23 protein-coding genes and 1 tRNA gene are annotated in these 19,857 nt (G+C 61.9%); 17 read left to right on the top strand and 7 right to left on the bottom strand.

From position 1 onward, the window contains the following. Positions 1 to 252 precede the first annotated feature (252 nt). Positions 253 to 1,047 (top strand): class I SAM-dependent methyltransferase, encoded by a 795-nt coding sequence (locus tag ACU8HS_RS11155; protein WP_447014430.1) that lies wholly within the window; start codon positions 253 to 255, stop codon positions 1,045 to 1,047. Between the two features lie 29 nt (positions 1,048 to 1,076). Here the strand turns inward: ACU8HS_RS11155 and ACU8HS_RS11150 are convergent, their stop codons facing one another. Then, positions 1,077 to 1,655 carry a TetR/AcrR family transcriptional regulator gene (locus ACU8HS_RS11150; protein WP_112705841.1) on the bottom strand — a complete coding sequence of 193 codons (579 nt, stop codon included), beginning with the start codon at positions 1,653 to 1,655 and terminating at the stop codon, positions 1,077 to 1,079. Positions 1,656 to 1,779: 124 nt separating this feature from the next. Here ACU8HS_RS11150 and ACU8HS_RS11145 point away from each other — a divergent pair, with 124 nt between their 5' ends. Then, positions 1,780 to 3,075: an MFS transporter gene (locus ACU8HS_RS11145; protein WP_113412738.1), complete on the top strand. Its 1,296-nt coding sequence runs from the start codon at positions 1,780 to 1,782 to the stop codon at positions 3,073 to 3,075. A gap of 85 nt (positions 3,076 to 3,160) precedes the next feature. Next, a tRNA-Leu gene (locus tag ACU8HS_RS11140) sits at positions 3,161 to 3,245 on the top strand. A gap of 115 nt (positions 3,246 to 3,360) precedes the next feature. Here ACU8HS_RS11140 and ACU8HS_RS11135 read toward each other — a convergent pair. Then, entirely contained in the window at positions 3,361 to 3,657 is a 297-nt protein-coding gene (locus ACU8HS_RS11135; RefSeq protein WP_112571712.1) for a hypothetical protein, read from the bottom strand. 155 nt (positions 3,658 to 3,812) lie between these two features. Here ACU8HS_RS11135 and ACU8HS_RS11130 point away from each other — a divergent pair, with 155 nt between their 5' ends. Beyond that, a complete protein-coding gene (locus ACU8HS_RS11130; protein ID WP_113412737.1) occupies positions 3,813 to 5,558 on the top strand; it encodes a cation:proton antiporter domain-containing protein in 1,746 nt (581 codons plus the stop codon). A gap of 55 nt (positions 5,559 to 5,613) precedes the next feature. Here the strand turns inward: ACU8HS_RS11130 and ACU8HS_RS11125 are convergent, their stop codons facing one another. Continuing rightward, complete coding sequence (locus tag ACU8HS_RS11125; RefSeq protein ID WP_113412736.1) at positions 5,614 to 5,916, bottom strand: hypothetical protein; 303 nt, start codon at positions 5,914 to 5,916, stop codon at positions 5,614 to 5,616. A 197-nt stretch (positions 5,917 to 6,113) separates the two neighbouring features. Between ACU8HS_RS11125 and ACU8HS_RS11120 the strand changes: the two genes are divergently transcribed. Together ACU8HS_RS11120 and ACU8HS_RS11115 are read left to right on the top strand one after the other, a co-directional pair. After that, positions 6,114 to 6,704, top strand: coding sequence for a YqaA family protein (locus tag ACU8HS_RS11120; RefSeq protein WP_112705839.1), 591 nt, complete (start codon positions 6,114 to 6,116; stop codon positions 6,702 to 6,704). Between the two features lie 22 nt (positions 6,705 to 6,726). Then, positions 6,727 to 7,242: a disulfide bond formation protein B gene (locus tag ACU8HS_RS11115; RefSeq protein WP_113412735.1), complete on the top strand. Its 516-nt coding sequence runs from the start codon at positions 6,727 to 6,729 to the stop codon at positions 7,240 to 7,242. A 9-nt stretch (positions 7,243 to 7,251) separates the two neighbouring features. On the opposite strand, the gene ACU8HS_RS11110 is transcribed toward ACU8HS_RS11115, so the two are convergent. Beyond that, positions 7,252 to 7,809: an HNH endonuclease gene (locus tag ACU8HS_RS11110; RefSeq protein ID WP_112571722.1), complete on the bottom strand. Its 558-nt coding sequence runs from the start codon at positions 7,807 to 7,809 to the stop codon at positions 7,252 to 7,254. Positions 7,810 to 7,921: 112 nt separating this feature from the next. Further along, positions 7,922 to 8,608: a DNA-3-methyladenine glycosylase family protein gene (locus ACU8HS_RS11105; protein WP_113412734.1), complete on the bottom strand. Its 687-nt coding sequence runs from the start codon at positions 8,606 to 8,608 to the stop codon at positions 7,922 to 7,924. Between ACU8HS_RS11105 and gluQRS the strand changes: the two genes are divergently transcribed. Next, positions 8,607 to 9,488 carry a tRNA glutamyl-Q(34) synthetase GluQRS gene (gene gluQRS, locus ACU8HS_RS11100; protein ID WP_112705836.1) on the top strand — a complete coding sequence of 294 codons (882 nt, stop codon included), beginning with the start codon at positions 8,607 to 8,609 and terminating at the stop codon, positions 9,486 to 9,488. The genes ACU8HS_RS11105 and gluQRS overlap by 2 nt on opposite strands. Here gluQRS and ACU8HS_RS11095 read toward each other — a convergent pair. Continuing rightward, a complete protein-coding gene (locus ACU8HS_RS11095; RefSeq protein ID WP_112571728.1) occupies positions 9,453 to 10,439 on the bottom strand; it encodes a YihY/virulence factor BrkB family protein in 987 nt (328 codons plus the stop codon). The two genes, gluQRS and ACU8HS_RS11095, sit on opposite strands and share 36 nt — an antisense overlap. Positions 10,440 to 10,507: 68 nt before the next feature. Here ACU8HS_RS11095 and ACU8HS_RS11090 point away from each other — a divergent pair, with 68 nt between their 5' ends. The 7 genes from ACU8HS_RS11090 to ACU8HS_RS11060 all read left to right on the top strand — a co-directional run bounded on the left by ACU8HS_RS11090 (position 10,508) and on the right by ACU8HS_RS11060 (position 15,892). After that, a complete protein-coding gene (locus ACU8HS_RS11090) occupies positions 10,508 to 11,341 on the top strand; it encodes an SDR family oxidoreductase (protein WP_113412733.1) in 834 nt (277 codons plus the stop codon). Between the two features lie 17 nt (positions 11,342 to 11,358). Next, complete coding sequence (locus ACU8HS_RS11085) at positions 11,359 to 11,562, top strand: twin transmembrane helix small protein (RefSeq protein ID WP_112571731.1); 204 nt, start codon at positions 11,359 to 11,361, stop codon at positions 11,560 to 11,562. A gap of 14 nt (positions 11,563 to 11,576) precedes the next feature. Next, entirely contained in the window at positions 11,577 to 12,155 is a 579-nt protein-coding gene (locus ACU8HS_RS11080; protein ID WP_112756616.1) for a cob(I)yrinic acid a,c-diamide adenosyltransferase, read from the top strand. A gap of 37 nt (positions 12,156 to 12,192) precedes the next feature. Next, positions 12,193 to 12,978 (top strand): rhomboid family intramembrane serine protease, encoded by a 786-nt coding sequence (locus tag ACU8HS_RS11075; protein WP_112705832.1) that lies wholly within the window; start codon positions 12,193 to 12,195, stop codon positions 12,976 to 12,978. Positions 12,979 to 13,161: 183 nt separating this feature from the next. Beyond that, on the top strand, positions 13,162 to 13,911 hold the full coding sequence (locus ACU8HS_RS11070; protein ID WP_112571737.1) for an electron transfer flavoprotein subunit beta/FixA family protein: 750 nt from the start codon (positions 13,162 to 13,164) through the stop codon (positions 13,909 to 13,911). 22 nt (positions 13,912 to 13,933) lie between these two features. Beyond that, complete coding sequence (locus tag ACU8HS_RS11065; RefSeq protein ID WP_112705830.1) at positions 13,934 to 14,863, top strand: electron transfer flavoprotein subunit alpha/FixB family protein; 930 nt, start codon at positions 13,934 to 13,936, stop codon at positions 14,861 to 14,863. 147 nt (positions 14,864 to 15,010) lie between these two features. Beyond that, the gene (locus tag ACU8HS_RS11060; protein ID WP_112571741.1) at positions 15,011 to 15,892 is read left to right on the top strand and encodes a 3-hydroxybutyryl-CoA dehydrogenase; all 882 of its coding nucleotides are present in this window, start codon (positions 15,011 to 15,013) and stop codon (positions 15,890 to 15,892) included. 179 nt (positions 15,893 to 16,071) lie between these two features. Here the strand turns inward: ACU8HS_RS11060 and tlpA are convergent, their stop codons facing one another. Continuing rightward, entirely contained in the window at positions 16,072 to 16,734 is a 663-nt protein-coding gene (gene tlpA, locus ACU8HS_RS11055) for a thiol:disulfide interchange protein TlpA (RefSeq protein ID WP_112705829.1), read from the bottom strand. Positions 16,735 to 16,760: 26 nt separating this feature from the next. On the opposite strand from tlpA, the gene argH reads away from it, so the two are divergent. From argH to lysA, 3 genes are all read left to right on the top strand, one after another. Continuing rightward, positions 16,761 to 18,164 carry an argininosuccinate lyase gene (argH, locus tag ACU8HS_RS11050; protein ID WP_112705828.1) on the top strand — a complete coding sequence of 468 codons (1,404 nt, stop codon included), beginning with the start codon at positions 16,761 to 16,763 and terminating at the stop codon, positions 18,162 to 18,164. Between the two features lie 127 nt (positions 18,165 to 18,291). Next, positions 18,292 to 18,486, top strand: coding sequence for an LPS translocon maturation chaperone LptM (gene lptM, locus ACU8HS_RS11045; RefSeq protein ID WP_447015870.1), 195 nt, complete (start codon positions 18,292 to 18,294; stop codon positions 18,484 to 18,486). Positions 18,487 to 18,498: 12 nt separating this feature from the next. Then, a complete protein-coding gene (gene lysA, locus ACU8HS_RS11040; protein ID WP_447015869.1) occupies positions 18,499 to 19,767 on the top strand; it encodes a diaminopimelate decarboxylase in 1,269 nt (422 codons plus the stop codon). Positions 19,768 to 19,857: the final 90 nt, after the last annotated feature.

Genomic DNA, 19,857 nt, shown 5'->3' with positions numbered 1-19,857 from the left:
GCATCGCCGGAGGGAGGCACATTCCGCTTCGATGACGGGCAGGCGCTGCGCATGCCCTGCCCGGAAGTGCCAATATCGGTGGATATGAATTGCCTCCGCCGGTCGCGGCCTGTTGAAGCACATCGCGCCGCTCTGGCGCTGGGTGGCCGAAAACGTGACCTCCTTCGAGGCGTCCCGAACACAAGCCGAAAAACCATCACGAGCCGGTCACACTTAGGCCTTAGCGCTTGCGGCAAACAGAGGGCCATCCGCATGACCATCGTTCCCTTCGAAGCTCGTCGCTTCCGCACCACCGCTGCCTATTATAGTCGCTACCGTATCCCTTATCCGGACAGGCTGATCGAACGTGTTACCGAACGAACCGGGCTGAGGTCCGGCGACCGTGTGCTCGATCTCGGCTGCGGACCGGGACCGCTCGCCGTCGCCTTCGCGCGTCTGGCCGGCGCTGACGTCACCGGAATCGATCCCGAGCCGGAAATGCTGGATGCCGCCCGCGAGAATGCGGCCGCAGCCGGCGTCAGCATCAGCCTCGTCCAGGGTTCCTCCTACGATCTCGGTCCGGATCTGGCGCCGTTGAAGCTTGCCGTCATGGGCCGCTCCTTCCACTGGATGGATCGCCCGGCAACGCTTGCGGCACTCGACGAGATCATCGCTCCGGGCGGCGCTGTCGTTCTCTTCTCCGACAGGCATATTGCCGCGACACCGGATTGGCGCGATGCGCTGCAGCAGCTCTCGCAGACCTATTCGCCGGAAAAAAGCGCCGAGCGCCAGCTGCGTCGTGCGCCGGAATTCGGCCCGCATGAAACGGTCCTGCTGCGCTCCCCCTTCCGCGATCTCGAACGCATCGGCATCGTCAACGAACGGCTCATCGGGACGGAGGATATTGTCGGCCGCGCCTTCTCCATGTCGCTCACGTCTCCACAGGCGCTGGGCGACAGGACGGAAGAATTCGAAGCGGCATTCCGCAGCGAACTCGCCGCCTTGTCACCGGACGGCACTTTTACCGAAATTGTCGAAGGTCATGCCCTGATCGCCTTCCGCGATTAAAGCCATTCAGGCAATTGCGCGAGAGTGCTTCAGGATTGCTGCGCCGGGTCGAGCTTGCGGCGCATCGTGACGAGAAACTGCTCGGCGAGCGCCCGATCCTCGACCGCCCGGGCAAGAATGACGGCGCCCATCATCGATGAAAGCGTCGTCGTCGCATTGGCGCGACGTTCTTCTTGCGTCGCACCCGGTACAACCTCCTCCAGCACATCGACCAGCGTCGACAACCCCTCGCTGAAGGTCGCCCGAACCGCACCTTCGCTGCGGCTGACTTCCTGGATAAGCGAGGCGAAGACGCAGCTTCTCCCCGGATCGTCGACGGTACGCCAATGGATGTAATGATCGAGAAGCGCCTGAAGAGGCCGGCCCGGCGCACCGGCGATCAATTCGCGCCAGCGCTCTTCCACACGCTCGATCAGCTTGCGGCTGACCTCGAGCGCAAGATCGTCCTTCGATTCGAAATGGCCGTAAAAGCCGCCATGCGTAAGGCCTGCGGCCTTCATGATATCGGCCACGCCGACACCGTCGAACCCGTTTTCGCGAAAAAGCACACTGGCCGCCGTCAGGATCTTTTCGCGGTTTTCTGCAAATTTCTCGCGGCTGACCCGCATTTTTCGTCTCCGGAAATGGTCGCTTGACAAATTATATGATGTCCATCATCAATACGCAACAAATATGATGGCCGTCATGTAAAACGGTCCTGTATGGTCCCCACGTCTCAAACGGAATTTGCCCATGGTCTCTGCAGTCCTTGCATCATCCCTTGCCCGGCGAAACATCCACTACGGATGGGTCGTCGTCGCCGCCACCTTCCTGACCATGCTGGTAACTGCCGGCGCCATGGGCGCGCCGGGCGTGCTTATCAAACCGTTGCAGGACGAATTCGGCTGGGAAACCTCCCAGATTTCCTCCGCGCTCGCCATTCGCCTGATCCTCTTCGGCCTGATGGGACCCTTTGCGGCCGCCTTCATGAACTATTTCGGCGTCCGCAAGGTCATCGTCTTTGCGTTGGCCCTGATCGGCGCGGGCTTCGTCGGCTCGCTCTTCATGACCAAGCTCTGGCATCTCCTGGCGCTCTGGGGCATCGTCGTCGGCTTCGGCACCGGCCTGACGGCCATGGTGCTGGCAGCCACGGTGTCCACACGCTGGTTCGTCAAGCATCGCGGTCTCGTCGTCGGCATGCTCTCGGCAAGTTCGGCAACCGGCCAGCTCGTCTTCCTGCCGCTGATGGCAGAGCTGACCGAGCGCTACGGCTGGCGCGCCACTGTCTTCTTCGTCTGCGCCATGATCATGGCCGCGGCCCTTATGGTGCTGCTCTTCATGCGTGACCGCCCCTCGGACGTGAACCTGCCCTCGGTCGGCGAAACCCAGGTGACGCCGGCCCCTTCCCGCGGCACGCTCGGCGCAGCGCTCGCAACGCCGATCACGGTTCTCCGCGAAATTTCAACGACGTCGACCTTCTGGATCCTGTTTGCCACCTTCTTCATCTGCGGGCTCAGCACCAACGGTCTCATCCAGACGCATTTCGTCACGCTCTGCGGCGATTTCGGCATCATGCCGCTCGCAGCTGCCAGCGTTCTTGCCGTCATGGGTATTTTCGATTTCTTCGGCACGATCGGCTCCGGCTGGCTCTCCGACCGCTTCGACAATCGCTGGCTGCTCTTCTGGTATTATGGTCTGCGCGGTCTCTCGCTGCTCTTCCTGCCGTTCAGCGATTTCTCTTTCTATGGCCTCTCGATCTTTGCCGTCTTCTACGGCCTCGACTGGATCGCCACCGTGCCGCCGACCGTCAAGATCGCCGCCGACCGCTTCGGCCGCGAAAAGGCCGGTCTCGTCTTCGGCTGGGTCTTCGCCGGCCACCAGCTTGGCGCCGCCACCGCCGCCTATGGCGCCGGCCTGTCCCGCACGGCGCTGGAAAGCTACCTGCCCGCCTTCTTCGTCGCCGGCGCCTTCTGCCTGCTGGCGTCGATCCTGGCCATCACATTGAAGAAGTCCGGCCTCACCGGCCCGAGCGAAGCGGTCGCCCACTAAAGGCAGCTTTCGCAAGAGCGAAACTTCGCCCGCCGTCTTGCACGCGCGGGCGAACGCATGTTAGACAGCCGCCTCGTATTTCGCTGCCCCATTGGCGGAATTGGTAGACGCGCTCGACTCAAAATCGAGTTTCGAAAGAAGTGCTGGTTCGACCCCGGCATGGGGCACCAAATATCCCTGAAATAATTGGATTTGAGCTTGCACCCCCGCCCGAAGGGCGAGGGCATGAACCTTGGCGGCCAAGACCGAAGTCCGCAGCGGAATGCCGGGCCTTCGGCCCGATCTTTAATTGCAACGGCGGACCGTTTTTGTGACGGCGCCTTCGTCGGTCTGGCGGGTCACGCTCCGGGTGACGCAGCGCTCGCGGTCCCGATCGTGCCAGCGGTCACGTTCGCGCACCGCACCAAACGTAACGCCACGATCGCTGATGGTAATGCCGGGACGCACCCGGTCATGGTCGTAACGGTCGTAGCCGTCATAGGAACGCTCGCGCGTCACCGTTACGCTGTCTGCCATTGCAGGTACGGCAGCCGAGCCCAGGGCGAGGGCAGCGATTGCACAATTGATGATGATCTTTCGCATATCTCTTCTCCTTGTGATGTATGGGCAACGACACAGGAGACTAGTGGTTCCGCCAAAAAAGCCGGCGGTTTAAGCCCGATCCTTTCAAATCAACTCTTTAAATTTGGCGGCGCTTCATCCTAAAGTGCCGGCCTCCAGGCATTTTGAGAGGGCTGATGCATCAGGAAGCGGGTTTAATCGCGACGGTAGCCATAAGCTTCGTCTTTGCGGTGGTTCTTGGCTACTGCGCCGACAGGCTGCGGTTGCCGCCGCTGGTCGGCTATCTCTTCGCCGGCATTCTCATGGGACCGTTCACGCCGGGCTTTGTCGCCGACACCGAGCTTGCGAGCCAGCTCGCCGAAATGGGCGTGATCCTGCTGATGTTCGGCGTCGGCCTGCACTTCTCCGCATCCGACCTTTTGGCCGTGCGCGGCATCGCCGTGCCGGGCGCCATCGCCCAGATCCTGCTGGCCACCCTGCTCGGTGTCGGCCTCGGCGAACTCTGGGGCTGGAGCCTCGGCGCCGGCATCGTCTTCGGCCTCAGCCTTTCGGTCGCCAGCACTGTCGTGCTCCTGAAAGCGCTGGAAGAGCGCAACCTCGTCAATACCGCAGGCGGACGTGTCGCCGTCGGCTGGCTGATCGTCGAGGATCTCGCCATGGTTCTGGCGCTCGTGCTGCTGCCGGCCCTTGCCGAGCTTCTGGGCGGCCATGCGAGCGACGCCGCCTCGCATGGCCTCGACCTGCCGCTTGCGGCCACCATCGCCCTCACCTTGCTGAAGGTCGCAGCCTTCACGGCCATGGCGATCTTCCTCGGCCCCCGCATCGTGCCCTGGCTTCTGACCCTGATTGCCCGCACCGGCTCGCGCGAGCTCTTCACCCTCGCCGTGCTCGCCATCGCGCTCGGCATTGCCTTCGGCTCGGCGGCAATTTTCGGCGTTTCCTTCGCGCTCGGCGCCTTCTTTGCCGGCGTCGTCATGAGCGAATCCCATCTCAGCCATCGCGCGGCGGCCGATTCCCTGCCGCTGCAGAATGCCTTCTCGGTATTGTTCTTCGTCTCGGTCGGCATGCTGTTCGACCCGTCGATTATCTTGCGCCAGCCTCTCGACATCATCGGCGCGCTGGCCCTGATCATCCTCGGAAAGGCGATCATTTCCTTTAGCATCGTCACGCTGCTGCGCTATCCGATCGGCATGGGCCTGACGGCAGCCGGCGGTCTCGCCCAGATCGGCGAATTCTCCTTCATCCTTGCCGGCCTCGGCGTTTCGCTCGGGCTGCTGCCGCATGAAGGACAGGATCTGATCCTCGCCGCCGCAATCCTTTCCATCACGCTGAACCCGCTCGTCATCTTCGCGGCGGAGAAGCTGAACCGCTACATCAAGGTGACGTGGCCGCGCGTCTACGAAAATTACGGCCGGAAGAACCAGAACGTTCTGGCAGGCGAGCTGGAAAAGATCAGGGCGCTCGGCGAGGAGCGCGCGCGCCAGCACCATCTGCGCATCCAGCAGCTGGTCGAGACCTTCCCGCTTTTTTCCGAAGTCGGCGAGGATGCGCTTGAGGAACTGCTCCTGCTGTTCAACCCCAAACTCGCCTCGCCCGGCGAGCGCGTCATCCGCCGCGGCGACCGCGGCGACAGCATGTATTTCATCTCCTCCGGCGCAGTCGAGGTGCGCCTGGCAAGCGGCGCGGTACGGCTAGAGCCTGGTGCCTTCTTCGGCGAAATGGCGCTGCTCAGTGGCGGACGCCGCACAGCCGATGTCATCGCCGTCGATTTCTGCCAGTTCGAGGTGCTGGAGCGGCGCGACTTCAACATGTTCATGTCGCGCCACCCGAACCTTCGCGCCATCGTCAGCGAAATGGCGCAGAAACGCACGGAGATGAACGTCATGCGCCAGCAGTGGGAAAAATCCATGGATCTGTCATGAAGGCGCCGCGTCGGGCCTGTCGTTCACGTAGATCGAACAGTCGTCGCAAACCCGGTCAGCCTGTTGTGACGTCATCCAGTTTCGGCCAGTAGAGATCCGAATGGAAATCGGCCGGAATGCGATCGAGACGGCAGAGTGCCTCGGCGGCAAATTCGATCTGCATGGCAAGATATCTGAGCGAAGACGGCATCGGCACGCCTGCCGCATATTCCATGGCGCGCGACCGGTGATAGCCGCTGGCGCCAAGGCGCCGCTTGGCCTCGCGCCGGACATCCTCACGGTTTGGCCAGCCGCTCTCCGTTCCGCCGTCCCGTTCCCTGGCGGTACTGAGCCCGCCCTCTATGACCTTCAGTCGCATGACATGCCATCGCGTATCTACCCTCCCATAAATTGCCGCAGATTGGCCGCCTTGCCATCCTGCTAAATCTTGGGAGGGCAAGCGGCGACAGATCACGAAAATTTTCAATGCGAAGAGCGGGAAGCCGGCGGCCGAGCATTTACAGCGTCATGATCGCCCCCTAATGCTTTGTGCGTCGCAACAGAGAAAGGAAACGGATGCTCCGCAGACTTTACGACTGGACCATGTCTCTGGCCTCGAAGAAATCGGCCGAAGTCTGGCTCGCCGTCATCGCCTTCGTCGAAAGCTCCGTCTTTCTGGTTCCCGCTGACGTGCTCTTCCTGCCGATGTCACTTGCCAGACCCGAACGTTCCTACCGCTACGCGATCGTCGCCACCGTCGCCTCGGTACTGGGCGGCATCGCCGGTTGGGCGCTCGGCTACTACGCCTATGAAACCATTGCGCGCCCGATCCTGGAATTCTACGGAAAGCTCGACCAGTTCGAGCAGATGAAATCCTACGTCACCTACGAGACGATCCTGCTGCTGCTCGTCACCTCGGGTCTGGCCCACCTGCCCCCGATCAAGGTCGTGACCATCCTGTCTGGCGTCATCCATGTCGGCCTGCCGCTTTTCATCGTTTCGGCAATCGTCGCCCGCGGCGCCCGTTTTCTCTTCCTTGCCTGGCTGTTGCGCCGCTACGGCGAACCGATCCGCCATTTCATCGAGAAGCGCCTCGGCCAGATCGTCAGCATCGGCGCGGCGGCCGTGATCGTGCTATACATCGCCTACCGATATTTTGCCCACTGAGCCAACTTCGCGGAGTTCCGCCATGAATGCCACCACCTCGCCGTTTGCCCGCCCGGGCGTCGTCTTGCCGTTGCTGCTTGCCATCGCGATGGCGGCAGTCGTCGGAACGGCTCTCGGCTTCCAGTATATCGGCGGCTATATTCCCTGCGCGCTCTGCCTGCTGCAGCGCCAGCCCTATTATTATGGCATCCCGATCGCGATCGTCGGCGCAGTCACGGCGCTCGTTGGCCTGCCGAACTGGATGACGCGCGCCATCATTCTCGCCGTCGGCATCCTGATGCTCGTCAGCGCCGGCATGGGCGTCTACCACGCCGGCGTCGAGTGGCACTTCTGGCCGGGTCCGGCCACCTGCTCGACCACCGCCAGCAGCATGACCACCAATGCTGGCGATCTCCTGGGCGAGCTGAACTCGATCAAGGGTCCGTCCTGCACGGACGCAGCACTGCGCGTTCTCGGCCTGTCCTTTGCGGGCTGGAATGTGATCGCAAGCCTCATCCTCGCAGCCTTCGCCTTCTGGAGCGTGAAGAAGACTGCGTAAGAGCTTCGATCAGGGCTGCAGCTCGGTATCCCAGTAGAGGTAATCGAGCCAGCTGTCGTGCAGATAGTTCGGCGGGAAGAGCCGGCCGTTATTGTGCAGATCCTGCACGGTCGGCTGGTACGGCTTCTGCGCCGGGAACATGCCCGCCTGCTTCGGAAGCTTGCTGCCCTTGCGAAGGTTGCAGGGCGAACAGGCTGCCACGACATTCTCCCAGGTCGTCTCGCCGCCGTGGGCACGGGGGATGACATGGTCGAAAGTCAGATCGTCATGAGCGCCGCAATACTGGCACTCGAACCTGTCGCGCAGGAAGACGTTGAAGCGGGTAAAGGCGGGATTGCGGGACGGCTGAACGTAAGTCTTGAGGCACACGACACTCGGCAGCCGCATCGAAAAGCTCGGTGAGGAAACCTCGTGCTCATATTCCGCGATAATGTTCACACGGTCGAGAAATACCGCCTTGATCGCGTCCTGCCAGGACCAGAGCGACAAGGGGTAATAACTCAGCGGCCGATAGTCAGCGTTCAGGACGAGCGCTGGCAGGGCCTGTGGTGAGACTGCAATCGTCAAGGAGCCCTCCTGGATCGATTCGGCATCTGCACCTGTATATTAGGCCGGTTGTTACAGGATTGTGAAGTCCAATAAATTCAGGGGATAAAGGCGAATAGACCGATGGCGTCCGTCAGCCGATCGGCAACACGTCGCGACGCATTTTTGCGGCGTAATATGCCCAGAAAAGCCGGGCTGCCACGGAGCGCCAGGGCGACCAGATTTCCGCAAGCCCTGCAAGGGCTTTGGCTTGCGGGCGTTCAGCGAGACCGAATGCCGCAGCGACCGCCGCCTGCAGCGCCACGTCGCCCGCCGGAAACACATCCACATGGCCGCCGCAGAACATCAGATAGACCTCGGCCGTCCACGGTCCGATTCCCTTCTGCGTCGTCAGCTCAGCGAGCGCTTCGGCAGGCGGTTTTTGCGCCAGCGCCTGCAGATTGATTCGCCCGGAAGCCACCGCCTGCGCAATCCGCGTCAGCGTGTCGGCCTTGGCGCGCGAAAGCCCGAATTCGCGCCAGGCATCGGGGTGAAGCAATATGTAAGTTTCCGCGCTCAGCAATCCGCTTTCGGGCTGCATCCGCCGCCAGATCGCCTCGGCGCTGGCGCGCGATACCATTTGCGAAACGATGATGTGGGCAAGCCCCGCAAACCCCGGCTCGCGCAGCCGCAGCGGGACCGGGCCGGCCTCCCTGGCGATCGCCACGAGCCGGGGATCGAGAACGAGAAGAGCGGCAAGCCCCTCTTCAATATCCTTTTCATTGCTGATGACCCGCACCTTGCCTCGCGATCGCTTCAAATCCGTGCCAGAAGAAAGCATGATCACGACTCCGCGTCAAAAACCCGTCTTCCGTTTCGCCCCGAGCCCCAACGGGCCACTGCACCTCGGCCACGCGCTGTCGGCCTTCCTGAACGAAGACATGGCGAAAGCGGCGGAAGGCCGGTTGCTGCTGCGCATTGAAGACATCGACCTGACACGCTGCACACCCGAATTCGAAACCGGCATCTATGCCGATCTCACTTGGCTCGGGATAGAATGGGAGCAGCCGGTACGCCGCCAGTCCGAACATTTTTCCGAATACCAGGCCGCCCTCCGCTCTCTGATCGAACGCAGGCTGGTCTATCCGTCGTTCCTGACACGTGGCGAGGTCAAGACCCGCGTTGCGGCCTACGAGCGCGTGAACGGTCCCTGGCCGCGCGATCCCGACGGTACGCCGCATTATCCGGCCGATGATCGTGACCGGAGCGAGGAAGAGCGCGAGGCCCTGCTGGCCTCCGGCCTGAAACATGCCTGGCGCCTCGACATGCATAGAGCGATGGACCTGCTCGCCGAGCCGCTGTTCTGGACCGAAACCGGCGACGAACGAAAGGGCGACATCCTCGCCGAGCCGGCCGCCTGGGGCGATATCGTTCTCTCGCGCTCGGATGCTCCCTCCAGCTACCATCTCTCCGTCGTCATCGACGACGCGCTGCAGGGCGTGACCCATGTCGTGCGTGGCCTCGACCTCTTTCACGCCACCTCGGTCCACCGGCTGCTGCAGACGCTGCTGGACCTGCCGCAGCCCGTCTACCACCATCACCGCCTGATTGCGGACGGAGAGGGTCGCAAGCTCTCCAAGAGCCAGGGCGACACCGGCCTTGCGGAACTGCGCGCAAGAGGCCTGTCAGCTGCCGATATTCGCCGTCTTGTCGGGCTTTGACTTGTCGGGCTTTGATTTGGCAACATGATCGCGGCCGACCACGGAAAAGGTGCGCGAGAAATTGCGCAGCACCCGAAACTTCATCAGCGCCGCATTGATCTCTGCGCCGACGATGAAAATGACGCCCACCATGTAGAGGAAAATCAGCACGATCATCACGGATGCCAGACCGGCATAGGTGGCGGTGTAATTGGCGAAGGTCGCGAGGTAGTAGGCAAAGATCAAGGCACCCGCGAGCCAAAGCAGCAAGGTGAGAAGAACGCCGGGAACAACATCGAAGACGCGGCGCTTGCCGGCGGGCAACCATAGATGCACAACCAGCAGACCGAGCGTCAGAAGCAGCAGAGTGCCGTAGATTCGCCAGCCGAAGACGATTTCGAGCGTATCGACCGCCGTTGGCAGCCATTGCCTTACGATTTCCGGAAGCAGTTCGAGAGTATCGGTATGCAACAGCCAGTCGCGCGCGTAATCGAGGCCGACGGGGACGGCAACAAGCAGGATGCTGATGGCCGCGACGATAATGACCGCGACAAGCACGTAGCCGAGACTGAAAAGGCGCGTCAGGTACCATGGCCTGGTTTCCTGCACGCGATAGGCGCGGTTGAGCGAGATGCGCAGGGCTTCCACGCCATTTGAAGCAAAGTATGCCGCCGCAAGCACCGAGATGGTGAGAAGACCGCCACGCGGGATTGTCAGAACCTCGACGAGCTGGTCAGAAAGCGGCTTGGCGATAGCCGCCGGCCAGGTGTCGAAGATGAAATGGATCGCGTAGTTCGAAAATTGATCTGCGCCGAGAAAATTGGCAAGCGCCGTGCCGAAGATCAGGAAGGGAAAGACCGCAAGCAGGCTGGAGAGTGCCACGTGGCTCGCCATGGCAAAACCGTCATCGTCGATGAGGTGGCAGATGGCGTCGTAGACCACATCATAGAGGGTGCGCAGGACTTTCTGCATTCGGCTTCCCAATTGTATCCTTCCCGCGAATATGGGAAACGAGTCCTACTTTGTACAGGAATCATTGAATGGCGGAGTCGCGCACCATCGTCGTCACCGGATGCTCTTCCGGCATCGGCGCCTATTGCGCCCGCGCCTTGAGAGCGGATGGCTGGCGGGTCTTCGCCACAGTCCGCAAGACCGAGGATATGCCGCCGCTGGAAGCAGACGGCATCGAAGCCCTGCTGATGGACTATACTCAGCCGGAGACGATCTCGGCTCTGGTGAAAACAGTGGCCGAACGCAGCGGCGGACGAATCGATGCGCTGTTCAACAACGGCGCCTACGGGCAGCCGGGCGCGGTCGAGGATCTCCCCACCCAGGCGCTGCGCGACCAGTTCGAGACGAATGTCTTCGGCTGGCATGAACTCACCCGGCAGGTCATTCCCCTCATGCGCCGGCGCGGTGAAGGCCGCATCGTGCAATGTTCCTCGATCCTCGGCCTTGTGCCTTATCGCTATCGCGGCGCCTACACCGCCTCGAAATTCGCCTTGGAAGGCCTGAGCGTCACCTTGCGCATGGAACTGCAGGGAAGCGGCATTCACGTGAGCCTGATCGAGCCTGGACCAATCGCCAGCCGGTTCACGGCCAACGCTTTGACGAAGATCCGGGAGCATATCGACCTTGAAACCTCTCCGTACGCGATCGAATACCGTCGACAGCTTGCCCGTCTCGAAGGCTCAGGCCCGATCAACAGGCACAAGCTTGGTCCCGAGGCGGTCTATGCGGTATTGACGCATGCATTGAACTCGAAAAAACCGAAGCCACATTATCCGGTAACGACTCCGGCGAAACAGGGTATGATATTGAAGAGGCTGCTTCCGGCCGACCTTTTCTACCGCCTGATGCGCTGGACGGACTGAAGAGAAAAGAGACTGCCATGTCCACGGTCACCTACGTCATCGCGATCATCGTCATGGGCCTCGTCGCCCTTGTCCTGATCCGCGGCCTGTTCAACATGATGAAGGGTGGCGATGCGAACCTTTCCAACAAGCTGATGCAGCTGCGCGTGCTCCTGCAGGCGATCGCCGTCGTCCTGATCATGCTGACGCTGTGGCTGACCGGCGGCGGACGCCCGAGCTGATCCGAGACCCGGCAATGGTCAAGCTCAACAAGATCTATACCAGAACCGGAGACGACGGCACCACGGCGCTGGTTTCCGGCCCGCGCCGCGTCAAACACGATCTGCGCGTCGAAGCCTACGGGACGATCGACGAAACCAATTCGGCAATCGGCGTTGCGAGACTGCACACGGCGGGCCTGCACCAACTCGACGCCATGCTGGTGCTGATCCAGAACGACCTGTTCGACCTCGGCGCCGACCTCGCCACTCCGGAGACAGACGAGCCACCGGCCTATGAGCCTCTGCGCATCGTCGAAAGCCAGGTTGACAGGCTGGAGCAGGATATCGACAGGCTGAATGCCGATCTGGCGCCGCTGAAATCCTTCGTGCTGCCCGCGGGCAGCCCCGCCGCCGCCCATCTGCACCTTGCCCGGACGGTTGCGCGCCGCGCCGAACGGCTGATGGTCGCCCTTGCCCGCAGCGAGGGAGAAGCGGTCAGCGCCGCAGCGCTCAAATATGTCAACCGCCTCTCCGACTTCCTGTTCGTCGCCGCCCGCCACGCCAATGACGGCGGCACGGCGGATGTGCTTTGGGTTCCCGGAAAAAACAGGTAGGGTCGCAGCCATCACGATCGCCCGGGGGCAGGCCTTCATGTTCATACCGCTGCACGATGCCAATACGCTGAAGCATATCAAGGTCCAGTGGGTCACGCTTGGCCTGATGGCGGCAAACATCGCCGCCTGGATCTTCACCACAGTCGAAAGCGAGCAGGTCGCCCAGGCCGCAACCATCGGCCTCGGTTATATCCCGGCTATCATCTTCGGCCACGCCGAACTGGCGCCGGGGCTGGAGATCGTGCCGGAGGCGGCGACCTACATTACCTATTCCTTCATTCATACGGGTTTCTGGCATCTTGCCGGCAACATGATCTTCCTCTGGGTCTTCGGCGACAATGTCGAGGATGCGATGGGGCATTTGCGCTTCCTCGTCTTTTACCTCGCCTGCGCTGCGGCCGGCGCCCTCTGCCACGGCCTGCTGTCGACGGCGTCGGAGGCGCCGCTCGTCGGCGCGTCGGGTGCGATTTCCGGCGTCGTCGCCGCCTATCTCATGCTGCATCCGCGCGTACGCGTCTGGGTATTGGTCTTCTTCCGCGTGCCCCTGCCGCTGCCGGCTTTCATTCCGCTCCTCTTCTGGGTCGGTCAGCAATTTTTCATGCTGCTGGCCGATGCCAACGGCAATGTCTCCTGGGGCGCGCATGTCGGCGGCATCATAGCGGGTGCCCTGCTCGTTTTCATTTTGCGCCGGCCTGGCGTGCCGCTTTTCGACCGGCAGATCGTCACGCCGCGTGCCGTCCAGGATCGGCCGATCCCCATCCGCGTTACCGCTTCGGGCATGCCCGCACCGCCGCGTCTGCCCTGGGGGCGGGACAAGCTTTAATATTGACGTGAACGTAAACGTTAATATATTGCGATTCAAATCGACCGGCAGCGTCAGGCAAGCGTTGTATTTGGAGGAAAAACGCGTATCCATGTCGCCATTCGACAATCGGAGCGGCGCCCGAGCGCGCATTTTCCCAGAAGTCTCTGTTGAAGGCCCATCTCTGTTCGAAGGAAGGACCCCATGAAAATTCTCGTCCCAGTCAAGCGCGTTGTCGATTACAACGTGAAGATCCGCGTCAAGCCGGATGGATCGGGCGTCGACCTCGCCAACGTCAAGATGTCGATGAACCCGTTCGACGAGATTTCCGTTGAGGAGGCCCTTCGCCTGAAGGAGGCCGGCAAGGCCGAAGAGGTCGTCGTCGTCTCGATCGGCCCGGCCAAGGCAGAGGAAACGCTGCGCACCGCGCTCGCCATGGGCGCCGATCGCGCCATCCTCGTCGAGACCGACGACGCGGTCGAACCGCTCGCCGTCGCCAAGATCCTCAAGGGCGTCGCCGATGCCGAAAAGCCGGGTCTCATCATCGTCGGCAAACAGGCGATCGACGATGATTCCAACCAGACCGGCCAGATGCTCGCAGCCCTTCTCGGCTCGGCGCAGGCAACCTTCGCCTCCAAGGTCGAGATCGACGGCGACAGCGCGACCGTCACGCGCGAAATCGACGGCGGCCTGCAGACGATCAAGGTCAAGCTTCCGGCCGTCGTGACGACCGACCTGCGCCTGAACGAGCCGCGTTACGCCACGCTGCCTAACATCATGAAGGCGAAGAAGAAGCCGCTCGACAAGAAGAGCCCGGCCGATTTCGGCGTTTCCACCACCCCGCGCCTCAAGGTTTTGAAGACGGAGGAGCCGTCCGGCCGCAAGGCGGGCGTCAAGGTAAAATCGGTCGCCGAGCTTGTCGACAAGCTCAAGAACGAAGCCGGCGTCCTCTAAGGTTCGAGAAAGGATTACGAATATGGCCATTCTTCTTCTGGCTGACCACGACAATGCGAGCCTTTCCGACCAGACCGCCAAGGCCCTGACGGCGGCCGCCGGGATCGGCGGCGACATCCACGTTCTCGTCGCCGGCAAGGGTGCCAAGGCTGCCGCCGACGCGGCTGCAAAACTGTCAGGCGTTTCCAAGGTGCTGCTCGCCGAAAGCGACGACCTCGCCAACAACCTTGCCGAACCGCTGGCCGACCTGATCGTCTCGCTGGCCGGCAGCTATGACACGATCGTCGCTGCCGCCACATCGACCGGCAAGAACGTCATGCCGCGCGTCGCAGCCCTCCTCGATATCGCCCAGATCTCCGAAATCGTCGAAGTGGTTTCGCCCGACACCTTCAAGCGCCCGATCTACGCCGGCAACGCCATCCAGACGGTGCAGGCAACCGACGCCAAGAAGGTCATCACCGTACGCACCGCCTCCTTCGCCTCTGCTGCCGAGGGCGGCTCCGCCGCTGTCGAGCCTGTTGCCGCCACCTCCAGTCCCGGCCTTTCGACCTTCGTGTCCGACGCGTTGTCGGCCTCCGAACGGCCGGAACTGACCTCCGCCAGGATCATCATTTCCGGCGGCCGTGCGCTCGGCTCGGCCGAAAAGTTCAAGGAAGTCATTCTGCCGGTCGCCGACAAGCTCGGCGCTGCCGTCGGCGCTTCCCGCGCCGCCGTCGATGCCGGTTACGCCCCGAACGACTGGCAGGTCGGCCAGACCGGCAAGGTCGTCGCACCGCAGCTCTACATCGCCTGCGGCATCTCCGGCGCCATCCAGCATCTCGCCGGCATGAAGGATTCGAAGGTCATCGTCGCCATCAACAAGGACGAGGAAGCACCGATATTCCAGATTGCCGACTATGGACTTGTCGCCGATCTGTTCGACGTGCTGCCGGAGCTCGAAAAAGCCCTCTGATCGGGCATATTGCCTTCTTTTCGCACTTGCGAATGACTGGAAAATTGTCTTCTATCGGTCTACTACTTTTGCCGGGCGATCTTTCGTCCGGCAATTTCATATAAAAATACCGGCAGCGCGGGGGCGTATGCCGGGCGGGGGTTGGAGATGAGCGCGGTGTTGAAGAATATTGGTATCATCGGTGCGGGCCAGATGGGCTGTGGCATCGCGCATGTTTCGGCCGCCGCAGGATACAAGGTTCACATTTACGACCTGTCGCAGGATCGCATCGAGTCCGGCCTTGCCACCATCAACGGCAATTTTGCCCGGCAGGTGACGAACGGCAAGATGACCGATGCAGAGCGCAGCGCGGCGCTTTCGCGCATCACCGGTTCGGCTGACATCAACGACCTCGCCCCCTCCGACCTCGTCATCGAAGCGGCGACCGAGGATGAAAGCGTCAAGCGCAAGATCTATGCGCAGGTCTGTCCGGTTCTGAAACCGGAAGCGATCCTTGCCACCAACACGTCCTCGCTGTCGATCACCCGTCTGGCGGCTGCGACCGACCGTGCCGAGCGCTTCATGGGCATCCATTTCATGAATCCGGTGCCGGTCATGAAACTCGTGGAACTGGTGCGCGGCATTGCCACCGAGGAAACGACCTTCTCCGCCGCCAAGGAATTCGTCGCATCGCTGGAAAAGACGGTGACGGTGGCCGAGGATTTCCCGGCCTTCATCGTCAACCGCATCCTGCTGCCGATGATCAACGAAGCGATCTATACGCTCTATGAAGGCGTCGGCACGGTCGATGCCATCGACACGGCCATGAGGCTCGGCGCCAACCACCCGATGGGACCGCTGCAGCTTGCAGATTTCATCGGCCTCGATACCTGCCTGTCGATCATGCAGGTTCTGCACGACGGCCTTGCAGACAGCAAGTATCGCCCCTGCCCGCTGCTGGTGAAATATGTCGAAGCCGGCTGGCTCGGCCGCAAATCCGGCCGCGGCTTCTACGATTATCGCGGCGAAACCCCGGTTCCGACCCGCTGAGGGATGATCGCCTGAAAAGGCGAATGGAACAAATGTCCGCGACATGCTTTCCTTGCGATCAACGGAAGGAAAATCCCATGTCGAGCGAATTGCCGATGTTCGTGCTGCAATGCTGCGTCCTGATCGGGCTTGCAGGCATCTTCCTCATTCGCGGCGCCGGCGATTCCTGACCGCCGCTCTCAAGAGCCTACGGCACCCTTGATCAGCGCCTTGGCGTCTTCGCTGTCCCAGGCGGCGGGGCCGTTCATGGCCGAGATCAGGCAGCCCTTGTCATCGAGCAGCAGCGTCACCGGAAGGCCGAAGGCAAGGCCCTCTTTCTTCAGGCTGTTGAAGACGCCGATCGTATTGTCTCGGTAGAGCTGCAGGGCATCGACCCCGATTTCGCTGAGGAAGGCTTTCGGCTTCTCGTCGTCGCCACTATCGATATTGACGGGCACGACCTGGAACCTGTCGCTGCCCATCTCCTTCTCCAATGCGTTGAGCGCCGGCATCTCCTCGCGGCAGGGCACGCACCATGTGGCCCAGAGATTGAGAAGCACGGTCTTGCCCGCAAAATGATCGAGCGTCATCGGCTGGCCGTCCGGACCGTTGAAGGCGACGGTCTGAAGTTTCTTCGGCTGGCTGGCAGCAACCATGGCGGCAACCTGGCCCTTCATGAGCGGGCTCAGATTGGCGGCGCGCTCCTTTGTCAGCGGGCATTCGGCCGAGGCCGTATCACCGACGCCATTGCCAATGCCCGTCTCCTTCACGTATACCGCTGCCGCACCGGCAACAACGCCTGCAACGGCGGCGATTGCGATCAGTTTCACGGACGGCAGGCCGAAAGGTTTTTTCGTCGTCATTTCATTCTCCAGGACGGGCATCTTCCATGGCCGAGGACAAGACGGACACCAAATCCTCCAACCAGATGTGGGGCGGACGTTTCGCCTCCGGCCCCGATGCGATCATGGAGGAGATAAATGCCTCGATCGGTTTCGACAAGAAGCTGTTTGCCCAGGATATCCGCGGCTCGATCGCGCATGCCACGATGCTCGCCCATCAGGGCATCATTTCAGCAGACGATAAGGACAAGATCGTTCACGGGCTAAACACGATCCTGTCAGAAATCGAAAGCGGCAATTTCGAATTTTCCCGCCAGCTCGAAGACATCCATATGAATGTCGAAGCCCGGCTGGCGACCCTGATCGGCCCGGCCGCCGGTCGTCTCCACACCGCCCGCTCGCGCAACGATCAGGTGGCGCTCGACTTCCGCCTCTGGGTCAAGGAAGAACTGCAGAAGACCGAGGCCATGCTGACGGACCTGATCGCGGCTTTCCTCGATCGCGCCGAGGAACATGCAGACAGCGTCATGCCCGGTTTCACCCATCTGCAGACCGCCCAGCCGGTCACTTTCGGCCATCATTGCATGGCCTATGTGGAAATGTTCGGCCGCGACCGCTCGCGCGTGCGCCATGCGATCGAACATCTGGACGAAAGCCCGATCGGTGCGGCCGCACTCGCCGGCACCGGCTATCCGATCGACCGCCACATGACGGCCAAGGCGCTCGGCTTCCGCGAGCCGACCCGCAATTCGATCGACACGGTCTCGGATCGCGACTTCGCGATCGAATTCCTGGCAATTGCCGCGATCTGCGCCGTGCACCTGTCGCGCCTGGCAGAAGAGATCGTCATCTGGTCGACGCCGCAATTCGGCTTCGTGCGCCTTTCCGACGCCTTCTCGACCGGTTCCTCCATCATGCCGCAGAAGAAAAACCCGGACGCGGCCGAACTGGTGCGCGCCAAGACCGGCCGTATCAACGGCTCGCTGATCGCCCTTTTGACGATCATGAAGGGCCTGCCGCTCGCCTATTCCAAGGACATGCAGGAAGACAAGGAACAGGTCTTCGACGCCGCCGAAAGCCTGGAACTGGCAATTGCCGCCATGACCGGCATGGTCCGCGACATGACGGTCAACACGACGAAAATGAAGGCGGCGGCCGGCTCCGGCTATTCGACCGCGACCGATCTCGCCGACTGGCTGGTACGCGAGGCAGGGCTTCCCTTCCGCGACGCGCACCATGTGACGGGCCGCGCCGTGGCCCTTGCCGAAAGCAGGGGCTGCGATCTCGCCGAACTTCCGCTTGCCGATCTTCAGGCGATCAACCCGGCCATCACCGAGAAGGTCTATGACGTCCTGACGGTCGAGGCTTCGGTTGCAAGCCGCAAGAGCTTCGGCGGAACGGCGCCTTCCGAAGTCAGGAAGCAAATCGCCTATTGGCGCGCCCGCAACTGACGAATTTCCCCGGCGGACAGCAAATGCGCCGGGGACCAGGCTTCAACAATCGGGGTGCACAAGGCTGATAAACTTCGCTATGAAAGTGCCAGTCAGTGCCCGCCCAGTGCCCGATATGAGGATATCCATGCAGATGAGCTTGCCGCATTTCATCCGCCTTACGGTGGTTTTTGCCGTCATCGGCCTTGCCGTTGCCGGATGCGGCCGCAAGGGTGATCTCGACCCGCCGAGCGCCAACGCCACGAAGGGCGGCGACATTTCCAAGCCGACGAAACAGCCGGGTACCGTCGACAAGCCTTTCGTTCTCGATCCCCTTCTCTAAGGCGCGACGTCCGTGAACCACTTTGAGTATCGTGACGGCATTCTCTACGCCGAGAACGTTCCCGTTCCCGAGATTGCCAAGGCCGTGGGCACGCCCTTCTACGTCTATTCGACAGCCACGCTCGAACGCCACTACCGGGTCTTCGCCGAAGCCTTCGGCGATGTCGATTCCATGGTCTGCTACGCAATGAAGGCGAATTCGAACCAGGCCGTGCTGAAGACGCTCGGCCGGCTCGGCGCCGGCATCGACGTGGTTTCCGAAGGCGAGCTGCGCCGCGCGCTTGCCGCGGGCGTTCCCGCCAACCGCATCATGTTTTCCGGCGTCGGCAAGACGCCGCACGAGATGGACTATGCGCTGGAAGCCGGCATCTACTGCTTCAACGTCGAATCCGAACCGGAACTCGAAGTCCTCAACCAGCGCGCCGTGCGCGCCGGCAAAAAGGCGCCCGTTTCCTTCCGCATCAATCCCGATGTCGATGCCCGCACCCACGCGAAAATTTCGACGGGCAAGAAGGAAAACAAGTTCGGCATCTCCTGGGAGCGCGCCCGCGCCATCTATGCCCGCGCCGCCAGCCTGCCCGGCATCGAAGTGACCGGCATCGACATGCATATCGGCAGCCAGATCACCGAGCTGCAGCCCTTCGACGAAGCCTTCAAGCTGTTGCACGATCTCGTCAACACGCTGCGTGCCGACGGCCACTCCATCCACCATGTCGATATCGGCGGCGGCCTCGGCATCCCCTACAGAGACGACAACGACCCGCCACCCCTGCCGGACGCCTATGCCGCGGTCGTCAAGAATCAGCTTCGCGCCCTCAACTGCACGATCGTTACCGAGCCGGGCCGCCTGATCGTCGGCAATGCCGGCATTCTCGTGACCGAGGTCATCTACGTGAAGGATGGTGGCGAAAAGACCTTTGTGATCGTCGACGGCGCGATGAACGACCTCATCCGCCCGACGCTGTATGAAGCCTATCATGAGATCCGCCCGGTCGTGATTTCGGCCGCCAGCGCGCCGCGCATCCGTGCCGATGTCGTCGGCCCCGTCTGCGAAACGGGCGACTATCTCGCGCTCGACCGCGAAATGGCGACCCCGAAACCGGGCGATCTTCTGGCAGTCGGCACCGCAGGCGCCTATGGCGCGGTCCAGGCCGGCACCTACAATAGCCGCCTGCTGGTGCCCGAAGTCCTGGTCAAGGGCGACGAATTCCATGTGATCCGGCCCCGCCGCACCTATTCCGAGCTGATCGGTCTCGATTCCCTCCCGGCCTGGCTGGACTAAAAGTCGCAATCACTTTTTGGCGACCACACACGAAAAACCGGTATTGACCGGTGCTCGCCCTCGCCTTCGCCACAAAGAGTGTTATCCTTT

This window comes from Rhizobium sp. KDH_Rht_773_N (assembly GCF_052946295.1).
This window is presented reverse-complemented; position numbering and strand designations above follow the sequence as displayed.

Excerpts from the sequence above, each read along its gene's own strand:
- ACU8HS_RS11155 (WP_447014430.1), top strand. The coding sequence starts at position 253 with ATGACCATCGTTCCCTTCGAAGCTCGTCGCTTCCGCACCACCGCTGCC.
- ACU8HS_RS11150 (WP_112705841.1), bottom strand. The coding sequence starts at position 1,655 with ATGCGGGTCAGCCGCGAGAAATTTGCAGAAAACCGCGAAAAGATCCTG.
- ACU8HS_RS11145 (WP_113412738.1), top strand. The coding sequence starts at position 1,780 with ATGGTCTCTGCAGTCCTTGCATCATCCCTTGCCCGGCGAAACATCCAC.
- ACU8HS_RS11135 (WP_112571712.1), bottom strand. The coding sequence starts at position 3,657 with ATGCGAAAGATCATCATCAATTGTGCAATCGCTGCCCTCGCCCTGGGC.
- ACU8HS_RS11130 (WP_113412737.1), top strand. The coding sequence starts at position 3,813 with ATGCATCAGGAAGCGGGTTTAATCGCGACGGTAGCCATAAGCTTCGTC.
- ACU8HS_RS11125 (WP_113412736.1), bottom strand. The coding sequence starts at position 5,916 with ATGCGACTGAAGGTCATAGAGGGCGGGCTCAGTACCGCCAGGGAACGG.
- ACU8HS_RS11120 (WP_112705839.1), top strand. The coding sequence starts at position 6,114 with ATGCTCCGCAGACTTTACGACTGGACCATGTCTCTGGCCTCGAAGAAA.
- ACU8HS_RS11115 (WP_113412735.1), top strand. The coding sequence starts at position 6,727 with ATGAATGCCACCACCTCGCCGTTTGCCCGCCCGGGCGTCGTCTTGCCG.
- gluQRS (WP_112705836.1), top strand. The coding sequence starts at position 8,607 with ATGATCACGACTCCGCGTCAAAAACCCGTCTTCCGTTTCGCCCCGAGC.
- ACU8HS_RS11105 (WP_113412734.1), bottom strand. The coding sequence starts at position 8,608 with ATGCTTTCTTCTGGCACGGATTTGAAGCGATCGCGAGGCAAGGTGCGG.
- ACU8HS_RS11095 (WP_112571728.1), bottom strand. The coding sequence starts at position 10,439 with ATGCAGAAAGTCCTGCGCACCCTCTATGATGTGGTCTACGACGCCATC.
- ACU8HS_RS11090 (WP_113412733.1), top strand. The coding sequence starts at position 10,508 with ATGGCGGAGTCGCGCACCATCGTCGTCACCGGATGCTCTTCCGGCATC.
- ACU8HS_RS11085 (WP_112571731.1), top strand. The coding sequence starts at position 11,359 with ATGTCCACGGTCACCTACGTCATCGCGATCATCGTCATGGGCCTCGTC.
- ACU8HS_RS11080 (WP_112756616.1), top strand. The coding sequence starts at position 11,577 with ATGGTCAAGCTCAACAAGATCTATACCAGAACCGGAGACGACGGCACC.
- ACU8HS_RS11075 (WP_112705832.1), top strand. The coding sequence starts at position 12,193 with ATGTTCATACCGCTGCACGATGCCAATACGCTGAAGCATATCAAGGTC.
- ACU8HS_RS11070 (WP_112571737.1), top strand. The coding sequence starts at position 13,162 with ATGAAAATTCTCGTCCCAGTCAAGCGCGTTGTCGATTACAACGTGAAG.
- ACU8HS_RS11065 (WP_112705830.1), top strand. The coding sequence starts at position 13,934 with ATGGCCATTCTTCTTCTGGCTGACCACGACAATGCGAGCCTTTCCGAC.
- ACU8HS_RS11060 (WP_112571741.1), top strand. The coding sequence starts at position 15,011 with ATGAGCGCGGTGTTGAAGAATATTGGTATCATCGGTGCGGGCCAGATG.
- tlpA (WP_112705829.1), bottom strand. The coding sequence starts at position 16,734 with ATGACGACGAAAAAACCTTTCGGCCTGCCGTCCGTGAAACTGATCGCA.
- argH (WP_112705828.1), top strand. The coding sequence starts at position 16,761 with ATGGCCGAGGACAAGACGGACACCAAATCCTCCAACCAGATGTGGGGC.
- lptM (WP_447015870.1), top strand. The coding sequence starts at position 18,292 with ATGCAGATGAGCTTGCCGCATTTCATCCGCCTTACGGTGGTTTTTGCC.